The sequence below is a fragment of the Spirillospora sp. NPDC052242 genome (genome assembly GCF_040679555.1).
In the GTDB taxonomy this organism is placed as follows: domain Bacteria; phylum Actinomycetota; class Actinomycetes; order Streptosporangiales; family Streptosporangiaceae; genus Spirillospora.
On sequence record NZ_JBFAUZ010000038.1, the window covers coordinates 1 to 26,720 of the forward strand.

Here is a 26,720-nt window from a genome sequence, read left to right on the forward strand (position 1 = left end):
CTCATCGCCACGAGCGGCGAACACGGCCGGGGCGTCACCTGGGCGGACCGGCAGACGGGTCGCCGTCAGAGAGAACCTCCGCTCCGGTGCAGAAGCCCGATTCCTCACTTCGGTTCACGGCCGGCTCCGGATGACGGCGCTCTCAGAAGCGCTTGCCGAGGCCGCCGTCGTGGTACAGCGCCGCGCCCGTCACGAAGCGCGACTCCTCGGAGGCGAAGTAGACGAACGCGTGGGCCGTGTCCTCGGGGTAGCTCTTGATGCCGAGCGGGGACATCGCCGCGACACCGTCCACGGCGGCTTCGCGGGACTCCCACAGTCCGCGACGCGCGTAGTCCTCGAACGCTTCGTCGATCAGCGGGGTCAGCGTCAGCCCCGGGTGCACCGAGTTCACCCGGATGCGGCTGGAGCCGAACTCGGCGGCGGCGCACAGGGTCAGCATTCGACCCGCCGCCTTGGACACCGTGTAGCCGAGGTTCTTCTCCGACGGCATGAAGGACGACATCGACATGTTGTTGATGATCGCGCCGCCGCCGGGGAACCGTTCGACCGCTTCCGCGAGCGACGGCGCGCAGTGCTTCATGCCGAGGAAGACGCCGTCGTGGTTGACGGCCATGACCTTGCGGAGGTCCTCGAGGCTGGTGGTGGCGACGTTGCCGTGGATGGAGATCCCGGCATTGTTGACGAGGACGTCGATGCCCCCGAACCCGGCGACGGTGGCCGCGACCACGTGCTCCCAGTCTCGCTGCTCGGTCACATCGTGGCGAAGGAAGAGGAATCGGCCGGCGCCGTGCCGTTCCTCCATCTCGCGGCGCAGGGCTTCTCCCTCTCCGTCCGTCAGATCGGTGGCGACGACGCCCTTGGCGCCTTCACGGAGGAACGCGTCGCATATGCCCACGCCGATGTTGCCCGGACGTCCTGCCCCGGTGACGATCGCCGTCTTGCCTTCCAGCCGTCCCATTACCCCTCCTGGAGTGACAACTACTGAGCTACTTGGTTGATAACCAATATTGGATCCATTGGCGCTGACGGGCGTGCGCGTTTCCCGTTACAAGGGACTCGGTCGGCCGAAGGCGTCGGCCCTGTGCGGCATGCCGACCGGGAGCCGGACGGTGTCCGGCTCGGACGGTCGGCGAGATGCCCACCGTCGAGCGCGAGTTCCGGTGGCGTCAGGTGGGGCGGACTATGTGGCCGCCGCCGAGCATCGGGCCGAGCACCGTCTCCGAGCCGTGCCGGTGCTGGTTCATCAGTTCGGCGAGGCGGGCGTTGTCGCCCTCGCGGAGCGCCTCGACCATCTGCTCGTGCTCGTGCAGGATCGCGCGGCGGCTCTCGGGCGAGACGAGGTAGACGGCGTGGTACGGGGCGGCCCAGTTCCACAGGCGTTCGATCTCGTCGATGACCAGGTCCAGCCCGCCGAGACGGAAGATCTCGAAGTGGAACTCGTGGTTGCGCAGCCGCATCTCGACCAGGTCGACCCGTTCGGCCGCGGCGACCACCTGGGCGTTGAGGTCGATGACGCGCTGCAGCTGCTCGGGGGTCGGCTCGGGGAGCCGTCCGATGACCTCGGTCTCCAGCAGGCCGCGCATCAGGTAGATCTGGTCGAACTCGGCCTGGCTCAGCCGCGTGACCGTGTACCCGATGTTGGGGGTGTGGCTGACCAGGCCGTCGGCGGTCAGCTGGCGCAGCCCCTCGCGGATGGGGAGCCGGCTGACGCCCAGGCGCTCCGCCATGTTCTCCTGGCGGATCTGCTGGCCGGGGAGCAGCTCGCCGACCGTGATCATCCGGCGGAGTTCCTCGACCACGCGTTCCACCGCCCGGGACCGTCCGCCGGTCGCGAGTTTCTCGGCCGGCATCCTCTGCTCCCATCCGCCTGTCCGCGCTCCTCGGAATACGATAGTGGATTCAGTCTCGGTCACGGGTCTTCGAGCCAGCGGGCGACGGCGTCGGCGCCCGCGCCGAGCCGGTCGGGCGGCGCCTGCTCCGGTGGCGCGGCGACCGGGGAGTCGCTGTAGCGCGCGGCGTGACGGGCCACGAGGAACGTGCCTTCCTGCGGGTGCTCCACCTCGTGGAAGAGGCCGACGGCTCGCAGGTGCTCGTCGTCGAGGACTTCGTCGAGGGTCCGCACCGGCATCGCGGGGACGTCGATCTCGTCGAACGTCTTCAGCCATTCGGCCGTCGTGCGTTCGGTGAGGACGCGCGCCAGCAGTGCGTACAGCTCGTCGATGTTGTCGTTGCGCGCTTCGACCGTCCGGAATCTCTCCTGGTCCAGCAGGGCGGCCTGCCCGATGTGTCCGAGGAAGCGCCGCCAGTGGCCTTCGTGGTAGACCACCACCGAGATCAGGCCGTCGGCGGTCCGGTACGGGCGGCGGTGGGGGGAACGCATCCGCGCGTAGCCGGTCGGTCCGAGCGGCGGGACGAACGCGCGGCCGCCCCACTGCTCCATGAGCGTGAAGCCCACGACCGTCTCGTACATCGGCACCTCGATCGCCTGGCCGCGGCCGGTGCGTTCGCGCCAGAACAGGGCGGACGTGATGGCCTGCGCGGCGGCCATCCCGGTCACCTTGTCGGCGAGCGCGGTGGCCATGTACGCGTCGTCCCTCCCGATGCTCTGCAGCCAGGCCAGCCCGGACGCGGCTTGGATGGTGTCGTCGTAGGCGGGCTTGCCCGCGTAGGGCCCGTCGCTGCCGAACCCGGTGATGGCCGCGTGGACGAGGCGCGGGTTCGCCGCGAGGGCGGTGTCGGGGTCGAGGCCGAGCCGCGCGGCCGCGTCCAGGCGCATGTTGTGGACCAGGCAGTCGGCCCGTTCGATCAGCGACCGCACCGGTTCGCGGGAGTCCGCGCTCTTGAGGTCCAGTGACAGGCTGGCCTTGTTGCGGTTGGCGGCGATGTGGACGCTCGCCATCTCCGGTGAGCGGGACGTCCCCAGCCGCCGGGTGATGTCGCCGTCCGGGGACTCGACCTTGATGACGTCGGCGCCGAGGTCGGCGAGTTGCAGCGTGCAGTACGGGCCGGAGAACGTCGTGCTGAAGTCCAGCACGCGCACCCCGGCGAGCGGGCCGGCACCGCTCACGATCCGCCGCCCTGGACCCGGGGCTTGGACGGCTTGCGCGCCCAGCCGTCGTGTCCCTTGCGGCCGAGCGACCACATCTGGACGCCGCGCTCGATCTCGACCGCCGCGCTCCACGGGACCGCCGGGGGGCCGAGTTCGAGCGCGGCGCTGTTCTTGACGCGGCGGGCGAGGGCGGGGTCGGCCGCGGCCTTCTCGACCAGCCGGGTCGCGGTGTCGAGCAGTTCGCCGGGTTCGACGGCCGCCCACGCGAGGCCGCGGCGGACGGCCTCGGTGCCCGAGAGGGGGACGCCGAGCACGCCGAGGGCGACGGCCTGCCGGTGGCCGACCGCGCGTCCGAGCAGCGCCAGGTGTCCGCCGCCGGGGTGGATGCCGCGCGCGAGGAATCCGCTGTCGAGGACGGCGTCGGGCGTGACGAGCATGAGGTCGGTGGCCAGCGCGAGGTTGAGGCCGGCGCCGACCGCGCCGCCGGCGACGAGGGAGAGCGTCGGCACCGGCAGCCGTCCGACGCCGACGAACGCGTCGTAGACGGCCGACGTCCGCGCCACCGCCTCCGGCGAGGCCGGGTCGGACGACGAGTTCGCGAGGTCGCGGGTGTCGGCGCCGCTGCAGAAGTAGCCGCCCTCGGCGTCGATGATCGCGGCGCCGATCGCGTCGTCGGCGTGGACGCGGGCGCAGAACGCCTGCATCGCGGACGCCATCTCCTGGGTGATGGCGTTCTTGCGCCCCGGGTTGTTCAGGGTCATCCGGGCGATCCCCCGGTCGAAGGACGTCTCGATCATGCTGTGGCACCGGCCTCGGTTTCGTGGTCGAGCGGGAAATGGCAGGCGACGCCGCGTCCGCCGGGCAGGGCCCGGAGCGGCGGGATCTCGTCGGCGCAGCGGTCCTGGGCGAGCGGGCAGCGGGTCCGGAACCGGCATCCGGACGGCGGGTCGAGCGGGGACGGCGTCTCCCCCGTGAGGTCGGGCACCGCGGGGCGCCGGGAGCCCGGCGCCGACGACAGCAGCAGGTTCGTGTAGGGGTGGGCCGGAGCGGCGTAGATGTCCTCGACGGGTGCGATCTCGCAGATGCGCCCCAGGTACATCACCATCACGCGGTCGCTGACGCTCTTGACGACGCCCAGGTCGTGGGAGACGAACAGGACGGTCAGCCCGAGGGCCTCCTTGGCGTCCTGGATCAGGTTGAGGACGCGCGCCTGCACCGACACGTCGAGCGCGGACACGGGCTCGTCGCAGAACAGGACGTCCGGACGCAGTGCGAGGGCGCGGGCGATCGCGATGCGCTGGCACTGGCCGCCGGAGAACGAGCCGGGCCGCCGGTCGCCGACGGTGCCGATGTCCATGCCGACGGCCTCGAGGCCTTCGGCGACCTGCTTCTCGACCGAGGTGACCACGCGGTCGGGCCACATGTGCAGGCCCTCGGCGACGATGTCGCGGACGCGGCGCCGGGGGTTCAGCGAGGCGATCGGGTCCTGCATGATCATCTGCAGGGACGGCCGCAGCGGTCGCATCCGCTTCTCGTCGAGGTCGGTCAGCACGGTGTCGCCGTGGCGTACCGATCCGCCGCTGTGGGGGGTGAGCCGCAGCATCGCGCGCAGCAGTGTCGACTTGCCGGAACCGGACTCCCCCACGATGCCGAGCGTCTCGCCCCGGTTCACCTCGAAGGTCGCGCCCGACACGGCGTGGACGATCCCGTTGCCCGTGGCGTACTCGACGACGAGGTCGTCCACCCGCAGCAGGGGGTCTCGCGGCGGTTCCTCTTTCGTTCTCACACGAGCTCCTCGGCCGACTCGGCGGGGAAGTGGCAGGCGTAGGCGGCTCCGGTCCGCGGGTCGCGGGCCGGTCGCGGCGTCTCGGTCGCGCAGACGGCCCGGGCGTGCTCGCACCGGGGGGCGAAGCGGCATCCGGCGGGCATGGCGAGCGGGTCCGGCGGGCCGCCGGGGATGCTCTCCAGGCGGGTGCGGGCGGGCGCGTCCACGTCGGGGTGGGCGCGCAGGAGCGCCGCGGTGTAGCGGTGCCGGACGGTTTCGTCGCGGATCTGCGCGACGCCGGTGTTCTCGACGACCTCGCCCGCGTACATGACGTTGACCTCGTCGACCTCGTCGGCGAGCAGGGCGATGTCGTGGCTGATGAGCACCATCGCCATGCCGTGCTCGTCCTTGAGCCGGCGGAGCAGGGCGAGGATCTGCCGCTGGACGGTGACGTCGAGGCCGGTGGTGGGTTCGTCGGCGATCAGCAGCTGGGGTTCGCAGGCGATCGCGACGGCGATCATGGCGCGCTGGCGCATGCCGCCGGACAGTTCGTGCGGGTACTGGTCGAGCCGGGAGTCCGGGGCGGGGATGCCGACGTGGGCGAGCAGTTCGGCGGCGCGCGCACGGGCGTCCCGGCGGTTCATGCGCCGGTGGACGCGCAGGGGGTCGCAGATCTGGGCGCCGACCGTGCGGACGGGATTGAGCGCGGTCATCGGGTCCTGGAAGACCATCGAGATCTCCGTGCCCCAGAAGTGCCGGTGGGGCGGGCGCCGGGGATCGAGTTCCCGGCCGTCGAAGGTGATCTCGTCGGCGGTGACGTCGGCGTCGGCGGGCAGCAGGTTCATCAGCGACCTGGCGAACATGCTCTTGCCCGAGCCGGACTCGCCCACCACGCCCACGGTGGAGCCCCTCGGGACCCGCAGGTCCGCTCCGTCGACCACGGTGACGGGCCCGCGTGAGGTCCGCAGGGTGGTCCGCAGGCCGCGGACCACGAGAAGGTCGGTGGTGTCGTCGGTCATCGGCTAGTCCCCCTCCTTGCCGGCGCGCAGGAAGTCGCCGATGCGGTTGATGGAGTACACCGTGAGGAAGAGCGGGACGGCGGGCGCGAGCAGGAACGGGTGCGTCTGGAACTCCGCCTCGGCCTCGGCGATCATGTTGCCCCAGGTCGGCGCGGGCCGCTGGATGCTGAGCCCGAGGAACGACAGGGACGCCTCGGCCACGATGAGGATCGCGACGACCAGCAGCGCGTAGGACAGCACGGACGGCAGGATGTTCGGCAGGATCTCGCGGAACAGGATCCGGCGGCGGGTCGCGCCCATCGCCCGCGCCATCAGGACGAACGGCTGCCCGGCGACCTTGAGGCCGGCGGCCCGGGACAGGCGGACGAACGACGGGATCACGAGGATCCCGAGGGCGAGGCAGATGTTGCGGGTGCGCGGCTCGAGCACCGCGGCCAGCGCCATGAGGAGCACCAGCGGCGGGAAGCTGAGCAGGACGTCGGTGCCCCAGCCGACGGCGCCGTCGACGCGGCCCCGCAGGTAGCTCGCGGTGAGCCCGAGGAGGGTGCCGATCGTCCCGCCGATGAGGACGCCGCCGAGACCGACGACGAGGGAAACACGGGCGCCGTAGACGATTTGCCCGAGGACGTCCAGCCCGTACTGGTCGGTGCCGAGCAGGTGGGCGGCCGAGGGGGCGGCGTACGTCGGTTCGGTCAGCGCCTTGGACGGGTCCAGCGACTCGGGCAGCGGCAGCAGGTCGGCCGTCGCGGCGGCGAGGACGATCAAGACGAGCCAGGATCCGGCGAGCCACACCCCGGGATCGAAGTCCGGGCCGAAGCGCGCGCGCAGGAGACGCGACGCACCCGCATAGGCGAACACCAGCCCGAGAGCGCCCAGCAGGAGCCGCACCACCGGCAGCACCATCGGGGTGGACAGGGCGACGCCGACGAGGATCGCGCCGAGCAGCACGATGGCCCAGCGCCAGACGGCGTCCGGGACGCGCGCGCCACCGGTCTTGGCCAGGGGGACGGTCATACGGGGTTCACCTGCCTCACGCGGGGGTCGAGGTACGTGTAGGCGATGTCGATCAGGGAGTTCACCGTCACGTAGACGGCCGCGATGACGAAGATGGCGGCCTGGACGACGGGGTAGTCGCCGTTGCGGACGCTCGCGACGAGGAGCGAGCCCACGCCGGGCAGCCGGAAGACGTGCTCGACGATGATGGTGCCGCCGATGAGCTGGCCGATGGTCAGGCCGACCACGGTGATCAGCGAGAACATCGACGGGCGCAGGGACTCCCGGACGAGCACGTGGGCGGTGGACATGCCCTTGGCGCGGCTGGCGAGCACGTGCGGCTTGGCCAGCTCGCCGATGAGGTCGCCGCGCAGCAGCCGGGTGAAGACGGCGATGTCGACGAAGGTCAGCGCGAAGACCGGCAGCGCCACGCTGGTGAGGTTGGCGCCGAGCCCGTCGCTCACGGGCACGAAGCCCTGCCGCGGGAACTCGGGAAGCAGCGCGTACACCGCGCCCCCGACCAGGACGGCCGCGCCGCCGCCGATGAGCGCGGGCAGCGGGGACGCCTCCCGCCGCCGGGCGCGGAACGCCGCGACCAGCGTGAGCGCGAGCGCCGCGCACGCGAGCGCGAGCCCCGCCGTGCGCACGGCGTCGGCGTGGAAGACGAAGAGCATGACCAGGAGCAGGGCCGCGACGAAGCCCGGCATCGCGACGAATCCGTAGAGGACGGACGACACGGCGCGGTCGAACGTCCGGCCGGCCCGGTGCGCCGACCACACCGCGAGGGGGATCGCGATGGCCAGGCTCAGCACGACCGTCAGGCCGATGAGCTGAAGCGTCACCGGCAGCCGCGCGGCCAGCTCGCCGCTCACCGGCCGGGACGGCTGGGACAGCGTGCTCCCGAAGTCCCCGGTCACGACGCCGCGCAGCCAGTCGAGGTACTGCTCCCAGACCGGACGGTCGAGTCCCAGCGACGCGCGGAGCCGTGCGGCCTGCTCGGGGGTGGCCTCCGGCCCGAGGGCGGTGGCCACCGGGTCTCCCGGCGTCAGTTTGAGGAGGAAGAAGCTGATGAACGTGACGCCCGCGATGATGCTCAGCAGCCGGACGACGCGGGAGAGGACGTAGCGCGCGGTCTTCGCGCGCCGGGTGCGGCCCCGCCCGGCCGGGAGGGCGGACTTCCCGGCCGGGCGCGTCTCGGCGACGGTCACTTGTCCAGCCATGCGCGGGAGAGGTCGATGGTGAGGAGCCGTCCGGGCTTCGCGCCCTTCAGCTCGGGCGTCCAGGCCACCATGTAGTACTGCTGGCCGTAGAGGATGCGGGGGATGTCCTCGTTCCAGACGGCCTGCACTTCCTTGAGGAGCGCCGGGCGCTGCTCGGGCGCGGCGCCGTTCAGCCGCTCGGCCAGGTCGTCGATCTTCGGGTTGCTGTAGCCGACGCGGTTGCCGGCCCCCTTGGTGGCGTACTGGTCCAGGTCGCACGAGACGCACTCGGGCAGCGGGTGGTTGCCGCCGCCGGACACCAGGACGTCGAACCCGCCGCCGCCCATCAGGGACGCCTTGACGAACTCGGAGAGTTCGACGGTCCGCAGTTCGGCCTCGATGCCGATGGCCTCCCACTGGGCGATGGCCTGGTTGCCGATGGCGATGTTGTTGGGCTGGTTGAGCGCCATCACCGCGAGCCGGCCGTCCCAGCCGTCCGCCTTGGCCTGGTCCACGAGCTTCTTGGCTTCCGCGCGGTCGTAGGGCACGCCCTTCAGGCCGTCGTTGAGCGGGCTGTCGCTGGAGACGAGCGTGGTCACGGGCTCGGCGACGCCGCCGGTGACCCGGTCGGTCATCAGCTCGGGATCGATGGCGAGCTGGAGCGCCCGCCGGATCGTCCTGTTCGCGCCGTCGGTCGTCTTCGCGTCCTCGCCGACGCCGAAGTTGGGGGTGAGTCCCAGCCGGAGCGGGTACTTCGCGTGGTTCGCGCCCTCGTCGATGAGCTTCTGGGAGACGTCCAGGTCCGCGGTGCCCAGGAAGACCTGCGCCTCGCCCTTGTCGAAGGTGTCCTTGCGGGCCTTGCTGTCGACCTGGGCGATCACCCGGATCGAGTCGAGGCAGACGGGCCCGTTCCACCAGTCGGACTTCTTGGTGACCACCAGTTCGTTGCCGGGCGTCCAGTGGTCGAAGACGAACGCGCCCGCCCCGGCGGCGGCCGGGGGCTTGGCGGCCAGGGACTTCTCGTCGACCTTCGGGTTGGTGATCATGCCGACGCCGGTGCCGAGCAGCCAGGGGAACTCGGTCCAGGGGGCGCCGAGGGTGAACTCGACGGTGCGGTCGTCGACCGTCTTCATCTCGGTGATCGAGCGGGCGCGCTGCGCCCAGGTCGACAGCGAGCCCTCGGCGCGGTGCCGGTCGATCGAGGCGACGACCGCGTCGGCGTCCAGCGCCGTCCCGTCGCCGAACTTCACGCCGTCGCGCAGCTTGAGGGTCCAGACGGTGTGGTCGTCGTTCGCGCTCAGCGACTCGGCCAGCAGCGGCTGGTGCTCGGAGGCGCCGGGGTTCCAGCGCATGAGGCTGGAGTAGATCTGCTGGGCGGGGTTGAAGTTGAACGACCCGCCGGCCGGGTCGAGGGTGGCGTACTCGTTCTGTTCGGCGATGGTGACGGAGCCGCCCGCCTTGTCCGGGGTGCACTCGCCTTCGTCGCCGCCCCGGACGAGGTCGCCCGCGATCTTGCCGGTTTCGGGCTTCTCGGCCCCGGACTCGCTCACGCAACCGGCGGTCAGCAGGGCGAGTGTCAGCAGTCCCGCCCCCAGCAGCCGGGGGGACATCGGTTGGGCGCTCATGTTCGGTCCTTCCTCGGCACGTCCCCGGACGGGCCGGTGAAAGGCCGTCGACGGTGGACACCGCTGTGATGCGGGTCTCATCGTGACAGGATCCAATCTTGGTTACAAGACTTGGTCCGAAATATCTGCCCTATTCAGAATCCTGATTCGCGCTGGGCGAATACGCCCGTGACCTGCGGGCATGGCGCGGCGCCGCCGGGCCTCCTGCCCGGCGGCGCTAGCGGGACCGCGATCGACGGCCCGGCCGTCAGCGGCGGTCGATGGCGCCCTCCGCGCCCAGCCGGGCGATGTCGGAGGGGTCGTAACCGAGCCCGGTGAGGATCGCCTCCGTGTCCGCCCCGCGGGCCACGGGCGCGGTGGGCTTCCGCGTCGGGGAGCGGCCGAACGAGATGGGCACGCCCACGCCGCGATAGCCGTCCGTGTCGACGAACAGGCCGCGGTGCAGCACCTGGGCCGTCCGCAGCGCCTCGCCGACGTCGTTGACCGGTCCGGCCGGGACGCCCGCCGCGATGAGTTCCCGGGCCAGTTCGCCGCCGTCGCGGGCGCCGATCAGGTCCTCCAGCAGCGGCACCAGTTCGTCCAGGCGGGTGATGCGCGCGGCGTTGTCGGCGAACCGCGGATCGTCGGCGACCTCGGGACGTCCGAGCACGGTCATCAGCGCCCGGAACTGCCGGTCGTTGGCGGCGCTGATGAAGAAGTCGCCCGAGCGGGTGCGGAACACCTGGTACGGGGCCACGATCGGGTGGGCTCCGCCGGTCCGCCGAGGCGCCCGCCCATCGACGGCCCAACTCGCGCCGTGCGGGTGCAGGATGGACACGACGGCGTCGAGCAGCGCGATGTCGACGAGCTGGCCTCGGCCGTCGTCGCGGCGCGCGTGCAGCGCGAGCAGGATCCCGCTGAAGGCCAGGCCGGCGGCCACGTGGTCGACGATGGGCACGCCGACCCGCAGCGGCTCGCGATCGGGGTACCCGTTGACGCTCATCAGCCCGCCGTACGCCTGCAGGACGGCGTCGTAGCCGGGCAGCCCGCCCATGGGCCCGTCGGCGCCGAACCCGCTGATGCGGCAGTAGACGAGCCCGGGATGGCGCTCGGCGAGCGTCTCCTCGTACCCGAGGCCCCAGCGCGCCATCGTGCCGGTCTTGAAGTTCTCCACGACGACGTCGGCCTCGGCGATGAGGCGGGCCAGTACCGCGCGCCCGGCCTCGGTCGACAGGTCCAGCCCGATGTTGCGCTTGTTGCGGTTGAGCCCGTGGAAGTACGCGCTCGTCCCGTCCGGGTGGAACGGCGGCCCCCATCCACGCGTCTCGTCACCGGCCGGTCCTTCGACCTTGATGACGCTCGCTCCGTGGTCGGACAGCATCTGGGCGCAGTACGGCCCGGCGAGCACACGGCTGAGGTCCAGGACGCGCAGCCCGTGCAGGATGCCGGCCGGTCGCTCCGGGACGGCCCAGGCCGCGGACGTCTCGGGCGTCTCGGCCTCCGGCTCAGTCATCGCCATGGGCCCTCGTTTCCGCGGGCGCCCGGCCGGCGCCGGACACCAGCCCCCACGTGTCGCCGCCGTTCCCGTCCACGAGGTCGGCGATCCGGCGGTGCCAGTACAGCTCGTTGCCGTAGTCGTCCCGCCAGGACCACAGTCGGCGGGTGAACGCGCCCAGGCGATGCTCCATCGTGAAGCCGATCGCGCCGTGCAACTGGTGCGCGGCGGCCGCGACCGACCGTGCGAGCGCAGACGTCTCCGCCTTGGCCGACGCCACCGTGAGCTCGCGATCCGGACCCGGGCCCGAGAGCGCCAGAACCGCCGCGTCCGCCGCGACCTCCATGGTCACGACGTCGGCCGCCATGGCCGCGACGCGATGCTGCACGACCTGGAAACGCGCCAGGGGACGGCCGAACTGCTCCCGCTCCCCCACATGTCGCAGCGTCGCGTCGAGCGCCTCGCGGGCCGCGCCCGCCATCTGCACCGAACGGGCCGCCGCGCCGAGCAGTTCGGCCTCGCGGTGCCACTCCCCCGCCGGCAGCGGGTGCACCCGCGCGGTCTCGACGGCCTCGAGGACGGCGCCGGGGTCGTGCTCACCGGCCGGGTCCGGCCGGTCGGCAGGGCGCAACCCGGCGCTCGAGACCGGCACGATCGCGACCGCGGGCCCGTCCGGCGTCCGGACGAGGGTGACGAGGTGCTCGACGGACCGCAGCCAGGGCACGCGAGGCAGGGCACCGTCGATCCGCCATCCGCCGCCGGACGCCGGCCCGGCCCGCAGGTCACCGAGGGCCGCGGTGAACGGGCCGTCCGGAAGCGGCGTCCCGGCGGCCGCCAGCAGCGGCGCCGCGATGAACGCGGCCTCCGCGACGGGAACGGCCGCGCCCGCTCCGGCGGCCTCCCGGACGAGCACGGCCGCGTCGCGGAGCGTGCCGCCGCCTCCGCCCAGGTCCTCGGGGAGGGCGAGCGAGACGAACCCGAGGCTCTCGAGCTCGTCCCACAGGGCGGTGTCTACGCCCGGCGGAGCGGCGGCGTCGACCGCTCGGCGTGCCGACAGGACTCCGCGGACGGCCGCGGCGAGATCCGTCAGGTGATCGCTCATCGCCCGGCCATTCCCTTCGCCACGATGGTCCGCAGGATCTCGTTCGTGCCGCCGCGGAGCGTGAAGGCGGGCACGTGCAGGACGGCCTTGGCGAGCATCATCGCGAACCCATCGGGCATCGCTCCGCTGTCCGCGCCTGCATGCCGCCGGACGACGTCCACCACTTCCCCCTCGAACGCGGTTCCCAGGTCCTTGACCAGGGCGGCTTCGAGCGCGGGGTCCTCTCCCGCCGCAAGGCGCCCGGCCACCGCGAGGGAGAGCCGCCGCAGCGCGGCCAGCCGGGACACGAGCCGCCCGAGGTCGGCCCGCGCGACGGGGTCGTCCCGCCACGCGCCGGTGCGCGCCCACGCCTGCAGCAGCGGCATCGTGCTGAGGACGCGTTCCGGGCCGGACCGCTCGTTGCCGAGTTCGGCGGTGACCTGCCGCCAGCCGTCGCCGCGACGGCCGAGGAGCGCGGTCGGCGGCACGACGGCGTCGTCGAAGACGACCTCGTTGAAGTGGTGCGCGCCGTCGATGGTGATGATCGGCGAGATGGTGACGCCGGGACGCGGCAGGTCCACGATGAACTGCGACAGCCCGGCGTGCCGGTCGCCGCCGCCGTCGTCGGTGCGGGCGAGCACGACGATCGCGGTGGCGATGTGCGCGCCGCTCGTCCAGACCTTGGTGCCGGTGAGCCGCCAGCCGCCGTCGACCTCGACCGCGCGGGTGCGGACGGAGGCGAGGTCGGAACCGGAGTCCGGCTCGGACATGCCGATCGCCATGAACTGCTCGGCGCGCGCGATCCCGGGCAGGTAGCGCCGCTTCTGCTCCTCGGTGCCGTTGCGCAGGATGCCGGGCGCCATCTGGCGGTCGGCGATCCAGTGGGCGGCCACCGGGGCGCCCGCCACCAGCAGTTCCTCGGTGACCACGTACCGTTCGAGGGCGGAACGGCCGTGCCCTCCGTACCGGGCGGGGACGGTCATCCCCACCCAGCCGCGACCGGCCAGCCGCCTGCTGAAGGCCGGATCGACGCCCGACATCCAGGCATCGGCCTCCGGCTCGAAACCGCCCTCGGCGATCTCCCGGTCCAGGAACTCGGCGACCTCGCGTCTCAGCGCGTGCAGCGCCCCGGGCGGTTCGTCGACCGCCGTGATCCTCAGTGTCACGTGACCGCTCTTCCTCACGCTCGACGGTGGAATTGGATCCTATCTTGAAGAACAGGATTGTTGACAAGCCCTCGGGCGGGGCCGTTCAATGGGTGATCCCGATCACCTCCTCTCTTCTTCCGCCCCTCTCACCGGCCCGGATTCTCCGGCAGGAGTCGTAGATGACACCGAAGCCCCACCGCCTCCTCGACCTGCACGTCCCGCCCCGCCGTCTCAACGCCTCCGACCTCGAAGAGAACCTGGACGCCGGGGATCCCGCCCTGCTGCTGATGAGCCTGGTGCAGATCACCGGCGACCTCTCGCCACTGGACCGCTTCGGGCCGCTCATCGACTTCGAGGAGCCCGCCCACAAGGGCGACCTCCGCCTGCTTCCCGCCGGACGCCTCCCCGAGCAGGAGTTCGCGGAACTGAAGAAGCTGCTCGTCGAGGCGCTCTCCGGCGCCGCGCAGGGCGAGTACCTCCAGGTGCCGGACGACGCCCTGTTCCGCCGGATGATCAGCCTGGCCACCGGTGAGGACGTCGCCGACGAGTTCGTCGGCGTCATCAAGGAGCAGGCCGGGTTCGTGCCGAGCACGCCCGTGATCGAACGGCGCACGCCGCCGCCCGCCGACTTCACCGTGGCGATCCTGGGCGCGGGCATGAGCGGGATCGGCGCCGCCATCGCGGTCGCCGACGCGGGATTCGCCTACGAGATCTTCGAGAGCGCCGACGACATCGGCGGGACGTGGCGGATCAACACCTATCCGGGCGTCGCCGTGGACACCCCGAGCATCTACTACTCGTTCTCGTTCGAACTGGAGGGCGGCTGGTCCCGGTACTACCCCGTCGGCACCGAGTACCAGGAGTACCTGCGGCGCGTCGTGGACAAGTACGGCGTCCGGCCCAACATCCGCTTCAACACCACGATCGAGTCCCTGGTGTGGGACGACGACGACCAGGTGTGGGTCATCACCGCGGACAACGGCGGGCGGAAGGTCACCTCGCGCGCCAACGCCGTCATCACGGCCGCCGGATTCCTCAACCGCCCGAAGTACCCGGACGTCCCCGGCCGCGAGACGTTCGCCGGGACGAGCGTGCACTCGGCCGCCTGGGACCGCTCGATCGACCTGACCGGCAAGCGCGTCGGCGTCATCGGCGCCGGCGCCACATCGGTGCAGGTCGTCGACGCGATCATCGACGAGGTCGAGCATCTGACGCTGTTCCAGCGTCAGCCCCACTGGGTCATGCCCAACAACCTCGGCGAGGGCATCGTCCCCGAACGCGAGCGCTGGCTCAAGCGGCACGTCCCGTTCTACGAGCGCTGGCAGCGGGCCAAGACCTACTGGTTCGTCACGGACAACAACTATCCGACCGTGCGGGCCGACAAGGAGTGGATGGCGACGCATCCGCTGTCGATCTCCGAGGCCAACGACCGATACCTGCAGATGTGCCTGCGGCACCTCGAGGCGTCCTTCGGCCACGACCCGGACCTTCTGAAGAAGATGACGCCCGACTTCCCGCCGCACGGCAAGCGCATCATCCGCGACCCGGGCGGCTACTTCACCGCGCTCGCCGGCGACCGCGCCGACGTCGTCACCGGCGGGCTCGCCGAAGTGACCCCGGACGGCATCCGTACCGAGGACGGCACGTTCGTCGAGCTCGACGTCATCATCTACGCGACCGGCTTCACCCTCGACTTCCTGTCCACGATCGAGATCGTCGGCCGGGACGGCGTCCGGCTGGCCGACGCGTGGGCGGGCAACGACCCGCGCGCCTACCTCGGCGGGACGGTCGCGGGCTTCCCGAACCTGTTCGTCACCTCGGGCCCCAACTCCAGCAACGGGCACGGCGGCGGCCACAACTTCATGACCGAGGTCGTCGTCCACTACATCACCGAGTGCCTGCAACTGCTCGTCGAACGCGGCGCCCGCTCCATCGAGGTGACGCCGGAGGCGCTGGACGAGTTCGTGGCGCGGGTCGACGCCCAGATGGAGGGGTCGATCTGGCGGAACTCCGACCGGGCGCACACCTACTACCGCAACGCCTCGGGCCGGGTGCTCCTGCCCCAGCCGTGGCGGATGGTCGATTACTGGCACATGTGCCGCACCCCCGACCCGTCCTGCTTCGACCTGCGCTGACATCCGGCCGCGCCGACATGGAAAGGAGACCCGGCATGGTGGTTCTCGACCCGGACGCGCAGGCGCTCGTCGACGCCGCGAAGGCGGCCGGAGCGAAGCCGTACGGAGAGATCGGCATCGAGGGGGTGCGGGCGCGGATGGAGTCGGTCCCCCGGCCGCCCGCACCCGAGATGGCGGAGGTCGCCGACCTGGCGTTCGAGGGGCCGCACGGCACGGTCCCGGTACGGCTGTACCGGCCGGGGCCGGAACGGGGCGGCCCGGCGATCGTCTATTTCCACGGCGGCGGCATGATCATGGGCACGCTCGACTCCTTCGACGCCCTCGCCCGCCGCCTGGCCGCCGCCTGCGGCGCGACGGTGCTCAGCGTCGAGTACCGGCTGGCCCCCGAGCACCGCTACCCGGTCGCGAGCGACGAGGCGTTCGCCGCGGTCGGCTGGGCCCATGCCGCCGCGGACGAGCTGGGCGTCGATCCGGCGCGCATCGCCGTCGCCGGGGACAGCGCGGGCGGGTCGCTGGCGGCGGGCGCCGCCCTGCGGGCCCGCGACGAGAACGGTCCTCCGATCCGCGCGCAGATGCTGTTCTACCCCGGCCTGGAACGCGCCTCCGACCGCCCGTCCATGGTGGAGTTCGCCGACGGCCCCATCCTGACCCGCGCCGACGTGGTCTGGATGAAGAACCAGTACCTGGGCCCGGACGAGTCCGCCGACACCCCGTACGGCGTCCCCGCGCTGGCCCGCAACCTCGCCGGCCTGCCCGACGCGATCGTCGTCACGGCCGAGGCCGACCCGCTCCGCGACGCGGCCGAGGACTACGGCCGCCGGCTGCGGGACGCCCGCGTCCCGACCGCGCTGCTGCGATATCCCGGGGTGTGCCATGGGTTCCTGTCCCAGGCCGCGCACCTGCGCCGGGCCAGGATCGCCTTCACCGAGATCGGCGCGCTCGCCCGCGCCAAGTTCGAGGAGCTGCCATGACAGGGCCAACCACAGGGCCGACCACAGGGCCGGACGGAGCGCGCCCCACCGCGCGGGAACGGTTCGCCGGAGGGACCGCCGTGGTCACCGGCGGCGCCTCCGGAATCGGTGAAGGCTTCGTCCGCCACCTCGCCTCGATCGGCATGAACGTCGTCATCGCCGACCTCGACGCGGACGGGGCCGAGCGGCTCGCCGGCGAGCTCGGCTTCGGCCCGGGACGGATGATCGCCGCCGAGGTCGACGTCACCGACCCCGAGGCCGTGTCGATGCTGGCCGAGCAGACGTTCGCGCGGTTCGGCTCGGTGGAGCTGCTCGTCAACAACGCCGGGCTCGAGACCGCCGGGCCACTGTGGGAAGTCCCGGTCGCCCGGTGGCGGCAGGTGATGGCGGTCAACGTCGACGGGATCTTCCACTCGGTCCAGGCGTTCCTGCCCCGGATGATCGAAACGGAACGGCCCGCGGTCATCGCCAACATGTCCTCGGTCGGCGGGGTGTCGTCGGCGCCGCTGCAGGCGCCGTACATCGTCAGCAAGCACGCCGTGCTGGCGCTCACCGAGTGCCTGCATCAGGAGGTGGCGCTGACCGGCGCGCCGATTCAGATCTCGGCGATCCTGCCCTACTCGGTCAAGAGCCGGATCTTCACGAGCGCCCAGGCGTCCGCGCCGACCGGCGATCCCGTCGCCGCCCGGCTCTTCGACGCCATGCAGGCCGCCAACGTCGCCGCCGGGATGGACCCGGTGGAAGCGGCCGCGCACATGACCGACGCCCTCGCGGCGGGCGACTTCTGGGTCTTCTCCGACGACGACGCGGGCATCGCCTCCATGCGGGCCCGCGCCGACCAGCTGGCGCACCGCTCGCCGCCGCGGAACCCCCACGCGCTGCTCGCCGAGATCGAGGCGTCGGCCGTCCCCGGCGCGGAACAGTGGCAATGACCCGAACGGCGCGCCCACCGGCCGCCGCCCCCGGCACAGTTCTCGCATTCCAACAGGCAGGAGACGCATCAATGTTCAAGCTGGACGGCAAGGTCGCGCTGGTCACCGGCGCCGGGCAGAACGTCGGCGCCGGGATCGCCCGCACCCTGGCGGGCCAGGGCGCGACGGTCGCGGTGAACGACTACCACCCCGACCGCGCGCGGCAGGTCGCCGAGGAGATCACCGCGGCCGGGGGCTCCGCGTTCCCGGTGCCCTTCGACGTCACCGACCTCGACGCCGTCACCGCCGGGTTCGCCGCGGTCGCCGACCGCGGCCGGCCGGTCGACATCCTGGTCAACAACGCCGGAACGGGCGGCCCGGACCGGACCATGGAGATGCACCAGTTCCGCGAAATGCCGGTCGGCTACTGGTCGCAGATCATCGACGTCAACCTGTACGGCGTCCTCAACTGCTGCAAGGCCGCCCTCGACCCGATGGTCGAGAACGGCTGGGGACGCATCATCACCATCTCGTCCGGTGCCGGGACGGTCGGGCTGGACATCGGCGTGTCCACCTACGCGGCGGCCAAGGCGGGCGCGATCGGGTTCATGCGGCACATCGCCAAGGAGAACGCCCGGTCCGGCGTCACCGCCAACACCGTGGCGCTGGGCCTGGTCCTCCGCAACGTCAAGGACCCCGACCTGGTCAAGAAGCTCGCCGACCCGATCCCGGTGGGGCGTCTCGGCACGCCCGAGGACGCCGGGCACCTCGTCGCCTACCTGGCGTCCGAGGAGGCGTCCTGGATGACGGGCCAGACCATCGGCCTCAACGGCGGCACGACCACGTCCTGACCCCACGGACACGGGCCCCGGCCGATCACCCCGGCCGGGGCCCGCGCACGCCGTCCACCCCCGAGAACGGACCGTCGGCGGCGGCCTCCCACTGGCTGGGAGACCACGAGGCGCCCCCGGCACGGCCGCGATTACGTTCCTCGATAGGCCCCACGAGCGGATCGAGGGACATGACCACGGAGCTGACCTGGGCTTCCAGCGGCCTCGGGCGCGGTGACCCGCTTCCTGGACGGTCTAGGCCCGCACCGGGTGACGATCGAGCGGAAGCACGCCGGCGAGAACGCCGTCCTGGCGTTCCTCACCCGCGAGGAGGCCGCCTAGCCTCGGCGGGCCGCGCCGACGAACGTCCACTCCCCCGGCCGCTCTCGGCGCCCCCTTCCCACCCCCGGCGCCGCCGGCCCGGACCGGCTCCCGGCCATTCCCCGGACGGCTCGAGACTGCAATGGAGAAACAGGCGATGACCAACCGCGTGCTCGACACGATCATGGAACGGGCGGAGGAGATCCGCGAGCTGGGCCCGGTCAACGAGCGGCTCGGCAAGCTGGACGACAAGGCCGCCAAGGTGCTGCGCGACTCCGGGGTGATCCGGATGCTCCAGCCCGAGACGCACGGCGGCCTCGAAACCCACCCGCGGGAGTTCGCGGAGGCCGTCATGGGCATCGCCGCTCTGGACGGTTCCACCGGCTGGGTCGCCGGGATCGTCGGCCTGCACCCGTGGGAGATGGCGATGGCCGACCCGCGCGTGCAGCAGGAGATCTGGGGCGACGACCCCGACACCTGGATCGCGTCCCCGTACGCGCCGATGGGCGTCGCCCGCCCCGTGGACGGCGGCTACATCTTCAACGGCCGCTGGCAGTTCTCCTCCGGCACCGACCACTGCGACTGGATCTTCCTCGGCGGCATGCTCGGCGACAAGGACGGCAAGCCGGTCGAGCCGTTCGTGGGCCTGCACCTGATCCTGCCGCGCTCCGACTACGAGATCGTGGACGGCTCCTGGGAGGTCGCCGGGCTGAAGGGCACCGGCAGCAAGGACATCATCGTCCGCGACGCGTTCGTGCCCGACTACCGCGTCATGGAGTTCGGCAAGGTCATCGACGGGTCCGCGCCCCGCGAGGCCGGGCTGACCAACCCGACCTACCTGGTGCCGTTCTCCTGCGCGTTCCCCCTCGGCATCACCTCCGCCGTGATCGGCATGGCCGAGGGCGTCCTCGCACACCACATGGCGTACCAGCGCGACCGGGTGCAGATCGTCGGTACCAAGGTCAAGGACGACCCGTACGTGCTGTACGCGATGAGCGAGGCCGCCGAGGAGATCGCCGCGTCCCGCACCCGCCTCCTGGACTTCGCCTCCCGCATGTACGACAAGGCCGCCGCCGGCGAGGAGGTCTCGTTCGGCGAGCGGGCGGCCGGGCGCCGCCTCCAGGTCCGGTCGGCATGGCGCGCCGTGCACGCGGTCACCGAGCTGGTGATCCGCTCGGGCGGCAACGCGATGCGCGTCGACAACCCGATCCAGCGATTCTGGCGGGACGCCCACGTCGGCCTCGCGCACGCCATCCACGTCCCCGGCGCGGTCTACCACGTGTCCGCGCTCACCGACCTCGACATCGAGCCCCCGCAGGGCCCGATGCGCTCGATGATCTGACCCGCGTTCCCACTGATCGGGAAAACCGCCGGTAGACCCGGCGAATCCGTTGGCAACAGGAGGCACAGTGACACACATCCGAGGGCTCGGGTACCTGCGGGTGCAGACCCGGGACCTGCCGCGCTGGCGCGAGCTGGCGATCGACGGACTCGGCTTCGCCGAGGGGTCCGGCCCGGTCTCCGACGGCCTGTACCTGCGCATGGACGAGCGCCGGTACCGCCTCGCCGTCCTGCCGGGCGACGCCGACCGGGTCCTGGCCGTCGGCTGGGAGGTCCGCGACCAGTTCGCGCTCGCCGCCGTCCGGGAGGCCGTCGAGAAGTCCGGCGTCGCGGTCTCCGTGCTGTCGCACACCGAGGCCGCCGAACGCGACGTCGAGGCCGCGATCTCCTTCACCGACCCCGGCGGCACGCCGGTCGAGGTGTTCTTCGGTCCCGTCCTCGACCACAGTCCGCTGCGGCTCGGCCTGGACCAGAAGTTCGTGACCGGCGCCGAGGGGATGGGACACGTGGTTCTGCCCGTTCCCGCCAGCGAGGAACTCGTGACCTGGTACGCCCAGGTTCTCGGGTTCCTGCCGCGCGGCGCGATGAAGGCCGCCGACACCCCGGCCGGTCCCGTCCGCGTCCGGTTCATGGGCGTCAACAGGCGGCACCACAGTCTCGCCGTCATCCCGGCGCCGCACGACGGCGACCCCGGCCTCGTGCACCTGATGGTGGAGGTCGACACCTTGGACGCGGTCGGCCGGGCGCTCGACAACGTCAACCGCCTGGGCTTCTCGATCTCCTCCACACTGGGCCGCCACACGAACGACAAGATGGTGTCGTTCTACGTGCGCGCCCCCGGCGGCTGGGACCTCGAGTACGGCTGCGAGGGCATGCTCGTCGACGAGACGCACTACACCGCCGAGGAGATCACCGCCGACAGCTACTGGGGCCACGACTGGTCCGGCTCCGAACCCCTCGCCGCCTTCGCCCCGCCCGGGGAATGACTCAACCGGTTGCTCATGACTTGAGGACGGCGCGTTGACGTCTACGGAGTGACAAGGGAAAAGGAGTAGCGATGCCGCTGACAGGCGAGTACGAACCGAGCCCCTACTCCCCGGTCGCCGAACAGGTGGAACTTTACGAACGCACCGGCGGCACGGAGGGCAATGTGCTGCAGGGCAAGCCCGTCATCATCCTCACGACCAAAGGCGCAAAGTCCGGAAAGATCAGGAAGACGCCGCTGATGCGGGTCACCGACGGCACGCGCTACGCCGTCGTCGCCTCCCAAGGTGGAGCACCCACCAATCCTTCCTGGTACCACAACATCCTGGCCGACCCTCACGTATCGCTGCAGGACGGCGCGGTCGCCGGCGACTATGTCGCGCGACGGGTCGAGGCCGAGGAACGGGAGAAGTGGTGGGCCATGGCGACGGAGGTCTGGCTCGACTACGAGGAATACCGGCAGAAGACCGACCGCGAAATCCCGGTCTTCGTCCTCGAACCGTCGCCCTGACTCTTCGAGCTCCTACCGAGCCTCCAGGAGGCCACCGCCTGGAGGCCATCAGTAGTTCAGTTTATAAGGGAGACACCGCTATGCGGTGTCTCCCTTTCACGTTCTCTCGGTCGTATGGAAGGGCGGCACGGGCAACGGTCGCTCGCCGCGGTTTCCTCGTCCGATGCGGGTCTCGCCCTCGCACGTGCGGGCCAGAGGCCGTCCAATGAATGGGAGACCGCGTATACATGTGGCCTCAGTCACACCGACAGTTCTCCTGCGCGCACCGCCGATCAGAGCGGTGCGGGATCGAAGGAGAGCACGTCGGCATGAGAATCAGCACGACTGCGAAGGCCGGAGGCATCGTCCTCGCGTTCAGTCTGGCCGCCACCGCATGCGGATCCAGCCGCTCGGGGGACCCCGTCACCGACGCGGACGGCCCGGACCAGGCCGCTTCGGCGAAGACGTTCGGCGATCTGCCCTCGCCGTGCGGGCCCGGCTCCGCCAAGGGCGCCACCGCACAGGGTGTCACCGACACCGAAATCCGGATCGGGTACGGCGACGACCGGGGCTTCACCGCCGCGCCGGGGCTGGGCGAGGAGAACGGCGACGCGATCGACGCGATGATCGAGTGGTGCAACGCGCGGGGCGGCATCCTCGGGCGCAAGATCACCGGGACTCGCTACGACGCCGCGCTGACCAACGCCGCCGCAGTGATGCAGAAGGCGTGCGCGTCCGACTTCATGCTGGTCGGGCAGGGGTTCGCCTACGACGAAGCCGCCGAGCCCATCCGGGTCGGCTGCGGTCTGCCCTCGGTGCCGTCGTACACCGTCGGCCCGAACGCCGGCATGGGGCCCGACAAGTTCGAGCCGATGCCGTTCCCGGTCGACCGCTACAACGCGTCGGGGCTGGCCCAGTCGCTCGATCTCGTTCCGGAGTTCGGGCAGAGCCCGACGATGGTGCTCTCCGACTCGCCGCCGGTCAAGGCCTCCAGTGCGAAGGTCGCCGCCGTCCTCGGGAAACTGGGCGTCGAGGTCAACGACTGCGGCATCTCGATGAGCCAGAACGGCGAAGCGAACTACGTGCCGTTCGCCCAGAAGTTCAAGGACTGCGGCGCTTCGGCCGTCTGGACCAGCAACGGTCCCATCCCCAGCCAGATGGGCTTGTTCGAGGCGCTCGACCGGATCGGCTCTAACCCGCCGAAGGTCGTGGAGGCCCAGTGGTACACCGAGGTCGCCTCGCAGTGGAACGGCAAGTCAGGCGCGGCGGACGGCCTGATCACCTCCCTGTACTTCCAGCCGTTCGAGAACGCCGCCCAGGCCCCTGCGGTCAAGCAGTACGTGGACCTGGTCAAGGCGGACGGCAACAAGCCGGCGATGCTGGGCATGTCCGCGACGTCGGCGTTCCTGCTCTGGGCGACCGCGGCGAAGGGATGCGGTGACGACCTCACCCGCGAGTGCGTGGTCAAGGGCCTGTCCGAGGTGCACGAGTGGACTGGCGGGGGCCTGCACGCGCCCAGCGACCCGGGCGGGAACCTGCCGAGCCACTGCGCGCTGGTCGTCCGGCTCGACGGCGGTTCCTGGAAGCAGGTGTCCCCCGCGAAGCAGGGCGAGTTCTCGTGTGACAAGAGCAAGGTCATCGAACTCGATCCCAAGCTCTCGGGCGTGACGCTGAACGGCGACCGCGTCTCGACCCGGTTCCTCAAGAAGTAACCGTGACCGCTTTCCTCACGTACACCGTGCTGGGCCTGGTGCTCGGCGCGGTGTACGCCATCGCCGCGTCAGGCCTGGTCCTGACGTACAACACCTCCGGGATCTTTAACTTCGCCCACGGCGCGCAGGCGATGCTCGGCGCGTTCACCTACTACCAGCTCGATGTGGCCTGGGACCTCCCCGCCTGGTTCGCCCTGGCCGTCGTCCTCGGGTTGCTGGGCCCCGCGATGGGACTGCTGCAGCACGCCCTCATCATGCGCGGCCTGCGCGACACCGAGCCGATCACCCGGATCGTGGTGACGGTCGCCGTCATGCTCGGCCTCGTCGCGCTGTCGCAGTGGCTGTGGGACCCGCAGGAGGCTCGTGTCCCCGAGATGTTCTTCGGGGTGGACAGCACGGTCACCGCCTTCGGGGTCACGCTCCGCTACCACGAGGTGATCTGCCTGCTGATCGCGGCCGCCCTGGCCGTGAGCCTGCGTGCGCTGTTCGTCAAGGCACGGCTCGGGGTGCTCATGCGGGCCACCGTCGACGACCCCGACCTGCTGAGCCTGGCCGGGCACGATCCCGACCGGGTGGCGGCGCGAGCGTGGGCGCTCGGTTCCACCCTCGCCGTGCTGGCCGGCGTCCTCATCACGCCGGTCATCGGAGGGCCGCTCGAGGCGAACGCGCTCACCCTCCTGGTCGTCGACGCGTTCGCGGCGGCGCTGTTCGGCCGGCTCAGGAGCATTCCGCTCACCTTCCTCGGTGCGGTCGTGCTCGGGCTCATGAGCAGCTACCTCGTCGCCTACGCGCCGACCGACTGGACGTGGATGGGCAACCTGCGCCATTCGCTCGCCATGGTCGTGCTGTTCGCGGTCCTGCTCGTGCTCAGGCACGACCGGCTCCGGGGCGTCGCGACCCGCTCGCGGGAGCGCTACGAGGTGCCGACCGTCCGCCGCGCGGCCCTGTGGGGCGGGGTGTTCGTCCTCGCCGTCCTGGCCTTCCGCCAGATCATCGACCCCTCGTCGGTGGGCCTCCTGCACCTCGGCATCGCCTTCGCCGTCATCGCGCTCTCGCAAACCCTTCTCACCGGGTACGCGGGGGAGTTGAACCTCGCACCGTTGGCCTTCGCCGCCATCGCCACCGTCGTCGCCTTCCACGCTGGCGTCCAAGGCGAGGGCGCCGACACGCGGCTCAGCGTCGGCGGCCTGGTCGCCGGAGTCGTCGCGGCGGCCGTGACCGGGGCGCTCGTCGCGGTACCGGCGCTGCGGCTGCGCGGGCTCTATCTGGCGCTCGCCACGCTGGCCTTCGGGGTGTTCGTCTCGTCCATGGTGCTCCGAGACGTCCAGGAGCACACCCTCTTCGGCAGGACGTTCTCGATCTTCCCGAACGGCAACCTGCTGTTCCCGCGGCTCGCGGTCGGGCCGGTCGACCTCGCGGACGACGACGTCTTCCTCCTCGTCTCCGCGGTGCTGTTCGCCGGGCTCGGCGTCGGGCTGGTGGCGCTCCGCAACAGCGGTTACGGCCGCCGCCTCGCCGCGATGAAGGACAGCCCCGCGGCCTCCGCGATGCTCGGGCAGCGGCTGCTGTGGCTGAAGCTGTCGGTCTTCGCGACCTCGACCGCGATCGCCGGCCTCGGCGGGATCCTCATGTCGATGTCCCTCAGGTCGGTCACCAAGGACCACTTCATCCTCACGCTGAGCCTGTCGCTGGTGATGCTGTCCGTCATCGGCGGCATCGGGTACGTCAGCGGCGCGCTGCTCGGCGGGCTGATCGTCGGCGCGGGGATGACGGCGCTGGTGACGCTGCTGAGCGAAACCGCGACGGCGCACCCGCAGTTCGGCGGGACGCTCGGGCTCCTCGCCCACCTCGTCCCGGTGAGCGCCGCGCTCGCCGGAATAGGGGTCGCCCGCAATCCCAGCGGCGTCCTCCACGATGTCTTCGCGGCCCACCGCCGGCTCGCGACGGCGCCCGAGATCCGCTGCGGCGCCGTCGCGGTCCAATGCGGGCTCTACGCGCTGGCCTGGTTCGACGTCGTGGGCACCATGTCGTTCCTCGTCCTCAGCTCGGCCCTCTGGCTGTGCCTGCCGCGGATCGGGGCGGTGCTGCGCCCGGAGCGCGTCCCCGGCCACCGCCCCGCACGACCCGAGGTCCCCGAGCTGATCGGCATCGACTCGGACTACCCGCCCGACCTCGCGGACCGGCTGGACGAGCGGCTCGGCATTAGCGCCCTGCGCGCCAAGGTGAGGGGGTCTCATGTCGGTGCTTGAGGTTCAGGGCGTGACCGTCCGGTTCGGCGGGAACACGGCCCTCCGGGACGTCGGCTTCACCGTCGGGTCCGGTCAGGTGACGGGACTCATCGGCCCCAACGGAGCGGGCAAGACGACCATGTTCAACTGCATCACGGGCATGCAGGCGGTGGCGTCCGGGCGCGTGCTGTTCGAAGGCGAGGACGTCACCGGCCTCGGGCCCGGCCGTCGCGCGCGGCTCGGGATGGCGCGCACGTTCCAGCGTCTGGAGCTGTTCCTGTCGCTGAGTGTCCGCGACAACGTCCGGGTCGCCGGGGACATCGTCCGCGCGAACACGCGACGACGGTTCCCCGTCGATGCCGAGACCGACCGGATCCTCGAACTCACCGGGCTCACCGACATCGCGGACGAGAACGTCGCCGGTGTCCCGACGGGCCGTGCGCGCGTCGTCGAGGTGGCCCGCGCGCTGATGACGCGACCGAAACTCCTGCTGCTCGACGAACCCGCGTCGGGGCAGACCGAGCACGAGAGCGGGCGGTTCGCCGAGCTGCTGCGAGGACTCGCCGACGATGGCATCGCCGTCTGCCTGGTCGAGCACGACCTTCCGCTCGTGATGTCCCTTTGCTCGACGATCCACGTTCTCGACCACGGGACGCTCATCGCCTCCGGGACCGCCGAGGAAGTGCGCAGGTCGCCGGAGGTCATCGCCGCCTACATCGGAACGGAGACGGTCGCATGACCATCCTCGATCCCGTCGTCGAACTGCGCGGCGTCCACGCGTCGTACGGCGACATCCCCGTCCTGCACGGCATCGATCTCACCGTGCCGACCGGAGCGGTGGTCGCCCTCCTCGGACCGAACGGCGCCGGCAAGACGACCACGATGAAGATCATCGGCGGGCTGGTGCGCCCCACCTCGGGAACCCTGCACTACTCGGGACGAGACGTCACCGGGATCACGGCCGCGGATGCCGCAGGCCTCGGGATGTGCTTGATTCCGGAAGGCCGGGGAATCTTCGCGAACCTCACGGTCCGGGAGAACCTCTGGGTCTCGGCGGGGCGGCACACCTCTCTCGAGGCCATGGAAGAGGCGGCCTACAGCCGCTTCCCCGCTCTGGGGGAACGCCGGGACCAGCTCGCGGGCTCGCTGTCGGGCGGTGAGCAGCAGATGCTGTCCCTCTCGCGGGCACTGGGGAGAAATCCCGCCGTGCTCCTGATCGACGAGCTTTCCATGGGGCTCGCCCCGCTGGTGGTCGGTGAGATGTACGAGGTCGTCGCGGCGCTCGCCGCCGACGGCGTCTCGATCCTGCTGGCCGAGCAGTTCGCCCGGGTCGTCCTGCCGCTGGCGGACCTGGCCGTCCTGATGGTGAACGGACGCGCCGTCCGCACCGGCCCCCCGGCCGAGATCGAAGAAGAACTCTCCACCGCCTACCTGGGAGGATGAC

General features: G+C 71.4%; 23 protein-coding genes. 11 read left to right on the forward strand and 12 right to left on the reverse strand.

Annotated elements, in window-relative coordinates; translation table 11 throughout:
- Window positions 1-142 precede the first annotated feature (142 nt).
- The 12 genes from AB0L25_RS27905 to AB0L25_RS27960 form a co-directional block, all read right to left on the reverse strand.
- The gene (locus AB0L25_RS27905) at window positions 143-958 is read right to left on the reverse strand and encodes an SDR family NAD(P)-dependent oxidoreductase (RefSeq protein WP_500175672.1); all 816 of its coding nucleotides are present in this window, start codon (window positions 956-958) and stop codon (window positions 143-145) included.
- A 208-nt stretch (window positions 959-1,166) separates the two neighbouring features.
- Window positions 1,167-1,850, reverse strand: a complete 684-nt coding sequence (locus AB0L25_RS27910) for a GntR family transcriptional regulator (RefSeq protein ID WP_500175673.1) — start codon at window positions 1,848-1,850, stop codon at window positions 1,167-1,169.
- Window positions 1,851-1,909: 59 nt separating this feature from the next.
- Window positions 1,910-3,067: a CaiB/BaiF CoA transferase family protein gene (locus AB0L25_RS27915; RefSeq protein WP_500175674.1), complete on the reverse strand. Its 1,158-nt coding sequence runs from the start codon at window positions 3,065-3,067 to the stop codon at window positions 1,910-1,912.
- Window positions 3,064-3,846 (reverse strand): enoyl-CoA hydratase/isomerase family protein, encoded by a 783-nt coding sequence (locus tag AB0L25_RS27920; protein ID WP_500175675.1) that lies wholly within the window; start codon window positions 3,844-3,846, stop codon window positions 3,064-3,066. Before AB0L25_RS27920 ends, AB0L25_RS27915 begins: the two co-directional genes overlap by 4 nt.
- Window positions 3,843-4,835 (reverse strand): ABC transporter ATP-binding protein, encoded by a 993-nt coding sequence (locus tag AB0L25_RS27925; RefSeq protein ID WP_500175676.1) that lies wholly within the window; start codon window positions 4,833-4,835, stop codon window positions 3,843-3,845. The genes AB0L25_RS27920 and AB0L25_RS27925 overlap by 4 nt, the downstream gene beginning before the upstream one ends.
- Window positions 4,832-5,833, reverse strand: coding sequence for an ABC transporter ATP-binding protein (locus AB0L25_RS27930; protein ID WP_500175677.1), 1,002 nt, complete (start codon window positions 5,831-5,833; stop codon window positions 4,832-4,834). The genes AB0L25_RS27925 and AB0L25_RS27930 overlap by 4 nt, the downstream gene beginning before the upstream one ends.
- Before the next feature lie 3 nt (window positions 5,834-5,836).
- On the reverse strand, window positions 5,837-6,847 hold the full coding sequence (locus AB0L25_RS27935) for an ABC transporter permease (RefSeq protein WP_500175678.1): 1,011 nt from the start codon (window positions 6,845-6,847) through the stop codon (window positions 5,837-5,839).
- Window positions 6,844-8,046 carry an ABC transporter permease gene (locus AB0L25_RS27940; RefSeq protein WP_500175679.1) on the reverse strand — a complete coding sequence of 401 codons (1,203 nt, stop codon included), beginning with the start codon at window positions 8,044-8,046 and terminating at the stop codon, window positions 6,844-6,846. The genes AB0L25_RS27935 and AB0L25_RS27940 overlap by 4 nt, the downstream gene beginning before the upstream one ends.
- Window positions 8,031-9,650 carry an ABC transporter substrate-binding protein gene (locus AB0L25_RS27945; RefSeq protein WP_500175680.1) on the reverse strand — a complete coding sequence of 540 codons (1,620 nt, stop codon included), beginning with the start codon at window positions 9,648-9,650 and terminating at the stop codon, window positions 8,031-8,033. The genes AB0L25_RS27940 and AB0L25_RS27945 overlap by 16 nt, the downstream gene beginning before the upstream one ends.
- A gap of 247 nt (window positions 9,651-9,897) precedes the next feature.
- Entirely contained in the window at window positions 9,898-11,148 is a 1,251-nt protein-coding gene (locus AB0L25_RS27950; protein ID WP_500175681.1) for a CaiB/BaiF CoA transferase family protein, read from the reverse strand.
- Window positions 11,135-12,226, reverse strand: coding sequence for an acyl-CoA dehydrogenase family protein (locus AB0L25_RS27955; RefSeq protein WP_500175682.1), 1,092 nt, complete (start codon window positions 12,224-12,226; stop codon window positions 11,135-11,137). Before AB0L25_RS27955 ends, AB0L25_RS27950 begins: the two co-directional genes overlap by 14 nt.
- A complete protein-coding gene (locus AB0L25_RS27960; RefSeq protein ID WP_500175683.1) occupies window positions 12,223-13,371 on the reverse strand; it encodes an acyl-CoA dehydrogenase family protein in 1,149 nt (382 codons plus the stop codon). Before AB0L25_RS27960 ends, AB0L25_RS27955 begins: the two co-directional genes overlap by 4 nt.
- Window positions 13,372-13,532: 161 nt before the next feature.
- Between AB0L25_RS27960 and AB0L25_RS27965 the strand changes: the two genes are divergently transcribed.
- The 11 genes from AB0L25_RS27965 (at window position 13,533) to AB0L25_RS28015 (ending at window position 26,719) form a co-directional block, all read left to right on the forward strand.
- On the forward strand, window positions 13,533-15,488 hold the full coding sequence (locus AB0L25_RS27965) for a flavin-containing monooxygenase (RefSeq protein ID WP_500175684.1): 1,956 nt from the start codon (window positions 13,533-13,535) through the stop codon (window positions 15,486-15,488).
- A gap of 35 nt (window positions 15,489-15,523) precedes the next feature.
- Window positions 15,524-16,459, forward strand: coding sequence for an alpha/beta hydrolase (locus AB0L25_RS27970; RefSeq protein WP_500175685.1), 936 nt, complete (start codon window positions 15,524-15,526; stop codon window positions 16,457-16,459).
- Window positions 16,456-17,391, forward strand: coding sequence for an SDR family NAD(P)-dependent oxidoreductase (locus tag AB0L25_RS27975; protein WP_500175686.1), 936 nt, complete (start codon window positions 16,456-16,458; stop codon window positions 17,389-17,391). Before AB0L25_RS27970 ends, AB0L25_RS27975 begins: the two co-directional genes overlap by 4 nt.
- A 71-nt stretch (window positions 17,392-17,462) precedes the next feature.
- Window positions 17,463-18,221 carry an SDR family NAD(P)-dependent oxidoreductase gene (locus tag AB0L25_RS27980; protein WP_500175687.1) on the forward strand — a complete coding sequence of 253 codons (759 nt, stop codon included), beginning with the start codon at window positions 17,463-17,465 and terminating at the stop codon, window positions 18,219-18,221.
- Window positions 18,222-18,678: 457 nt separating this feature from the next.
- Window positions 18,679-19,863, forward strand: a complete 1,185-nt coding sequence (locus AB0L25_RS27985) for an acyl-CoA dehydrogenase family protein (RefSeq protein WP_500175688.1) — start codon at window positions 18,679-18,681, stop codon at window positions 19,861-19,863.
- A 67-nt stretch (window positions 19,864-19,930) separates the two neighbouring features.
- Entirely contained in the window at window positions 19,931-20,848 is a 918-nt protein-coding gene (locus AB0L25_RS27990) for a VOC family protein (RefSeq protein ID WP_500175689.1), read from the forward strand.
- A gap of 71 nt (window positions 20,849-20,919) precedes the next feature.
- Entirely contained in the window at window positions 20,920-21,357 is a 438-nt protein-coding gene (locus tag AB0L25_RS27995; protein WP_500175690.1) for a nitroreductase family deazaflavin-dependent oxidoreductase, read from the forward strand.
- Window positions 21,358-21,665: 308 nt separating this feature from the next.
- The gene (locus AB0L25_RS28000) at window positions 21,666-23,048 is read left to right on the forward strand and encodes an ABC transporter substrate-binding protein (RefSeq protein WP_500175691.1); all 1,383 of its coding nucleotides are present in this window, start codon (window positions 21,666-21,668) and stop codon (window positions 23,046-23,048) included.
- A 2-nt stretch (window positions 23,049-23,050) separates the two neighbouring features.
- Window positions 23,051-25,297: an ABC transporter permease gene (locus AB0L25_RS28005; protein WP_500175692.1), complete on the forward strand. Its 2,247-nt coding sequence runs from the start codon at window positions 23,051-23,053 to the stop codon at window positions 25,295-25,297.
- The gene (locus AB0L25_RS28010; protein ID WP_500175693.1) at window positions 25,284-26,015 is read left to right on the forward strand and encodes an ABC transporter ATP-binding protein; all 732 of its coding nucleotides are present in this window, start codon (window positions 25,284-25,286) and stop codon (window positions 26,013-26,015) included. The genes AB0L25_RS28005 and AB0L25_RS28010 overlap by 14 nt, the downstream gene beginning before the upstream one ends.
- Window positions 26,012-26,719 (forward strand): ABC transporter ATP-binding protein, encoded by a 708-nt coding sequence (locus AB0L25_RS28015; protein ID WP_500175694.1) that lies wholly within the window; start codon window positions 26,012-26,014, stop codon window positions 26,717-26,719. The genes AB0L25_RS28010 and AB0L25_RS28015 overlap by 4 nt, the downstream gene beginning before the upstream one ends.
- Window position 26,720: the final 1 nt, after the last annotated feature.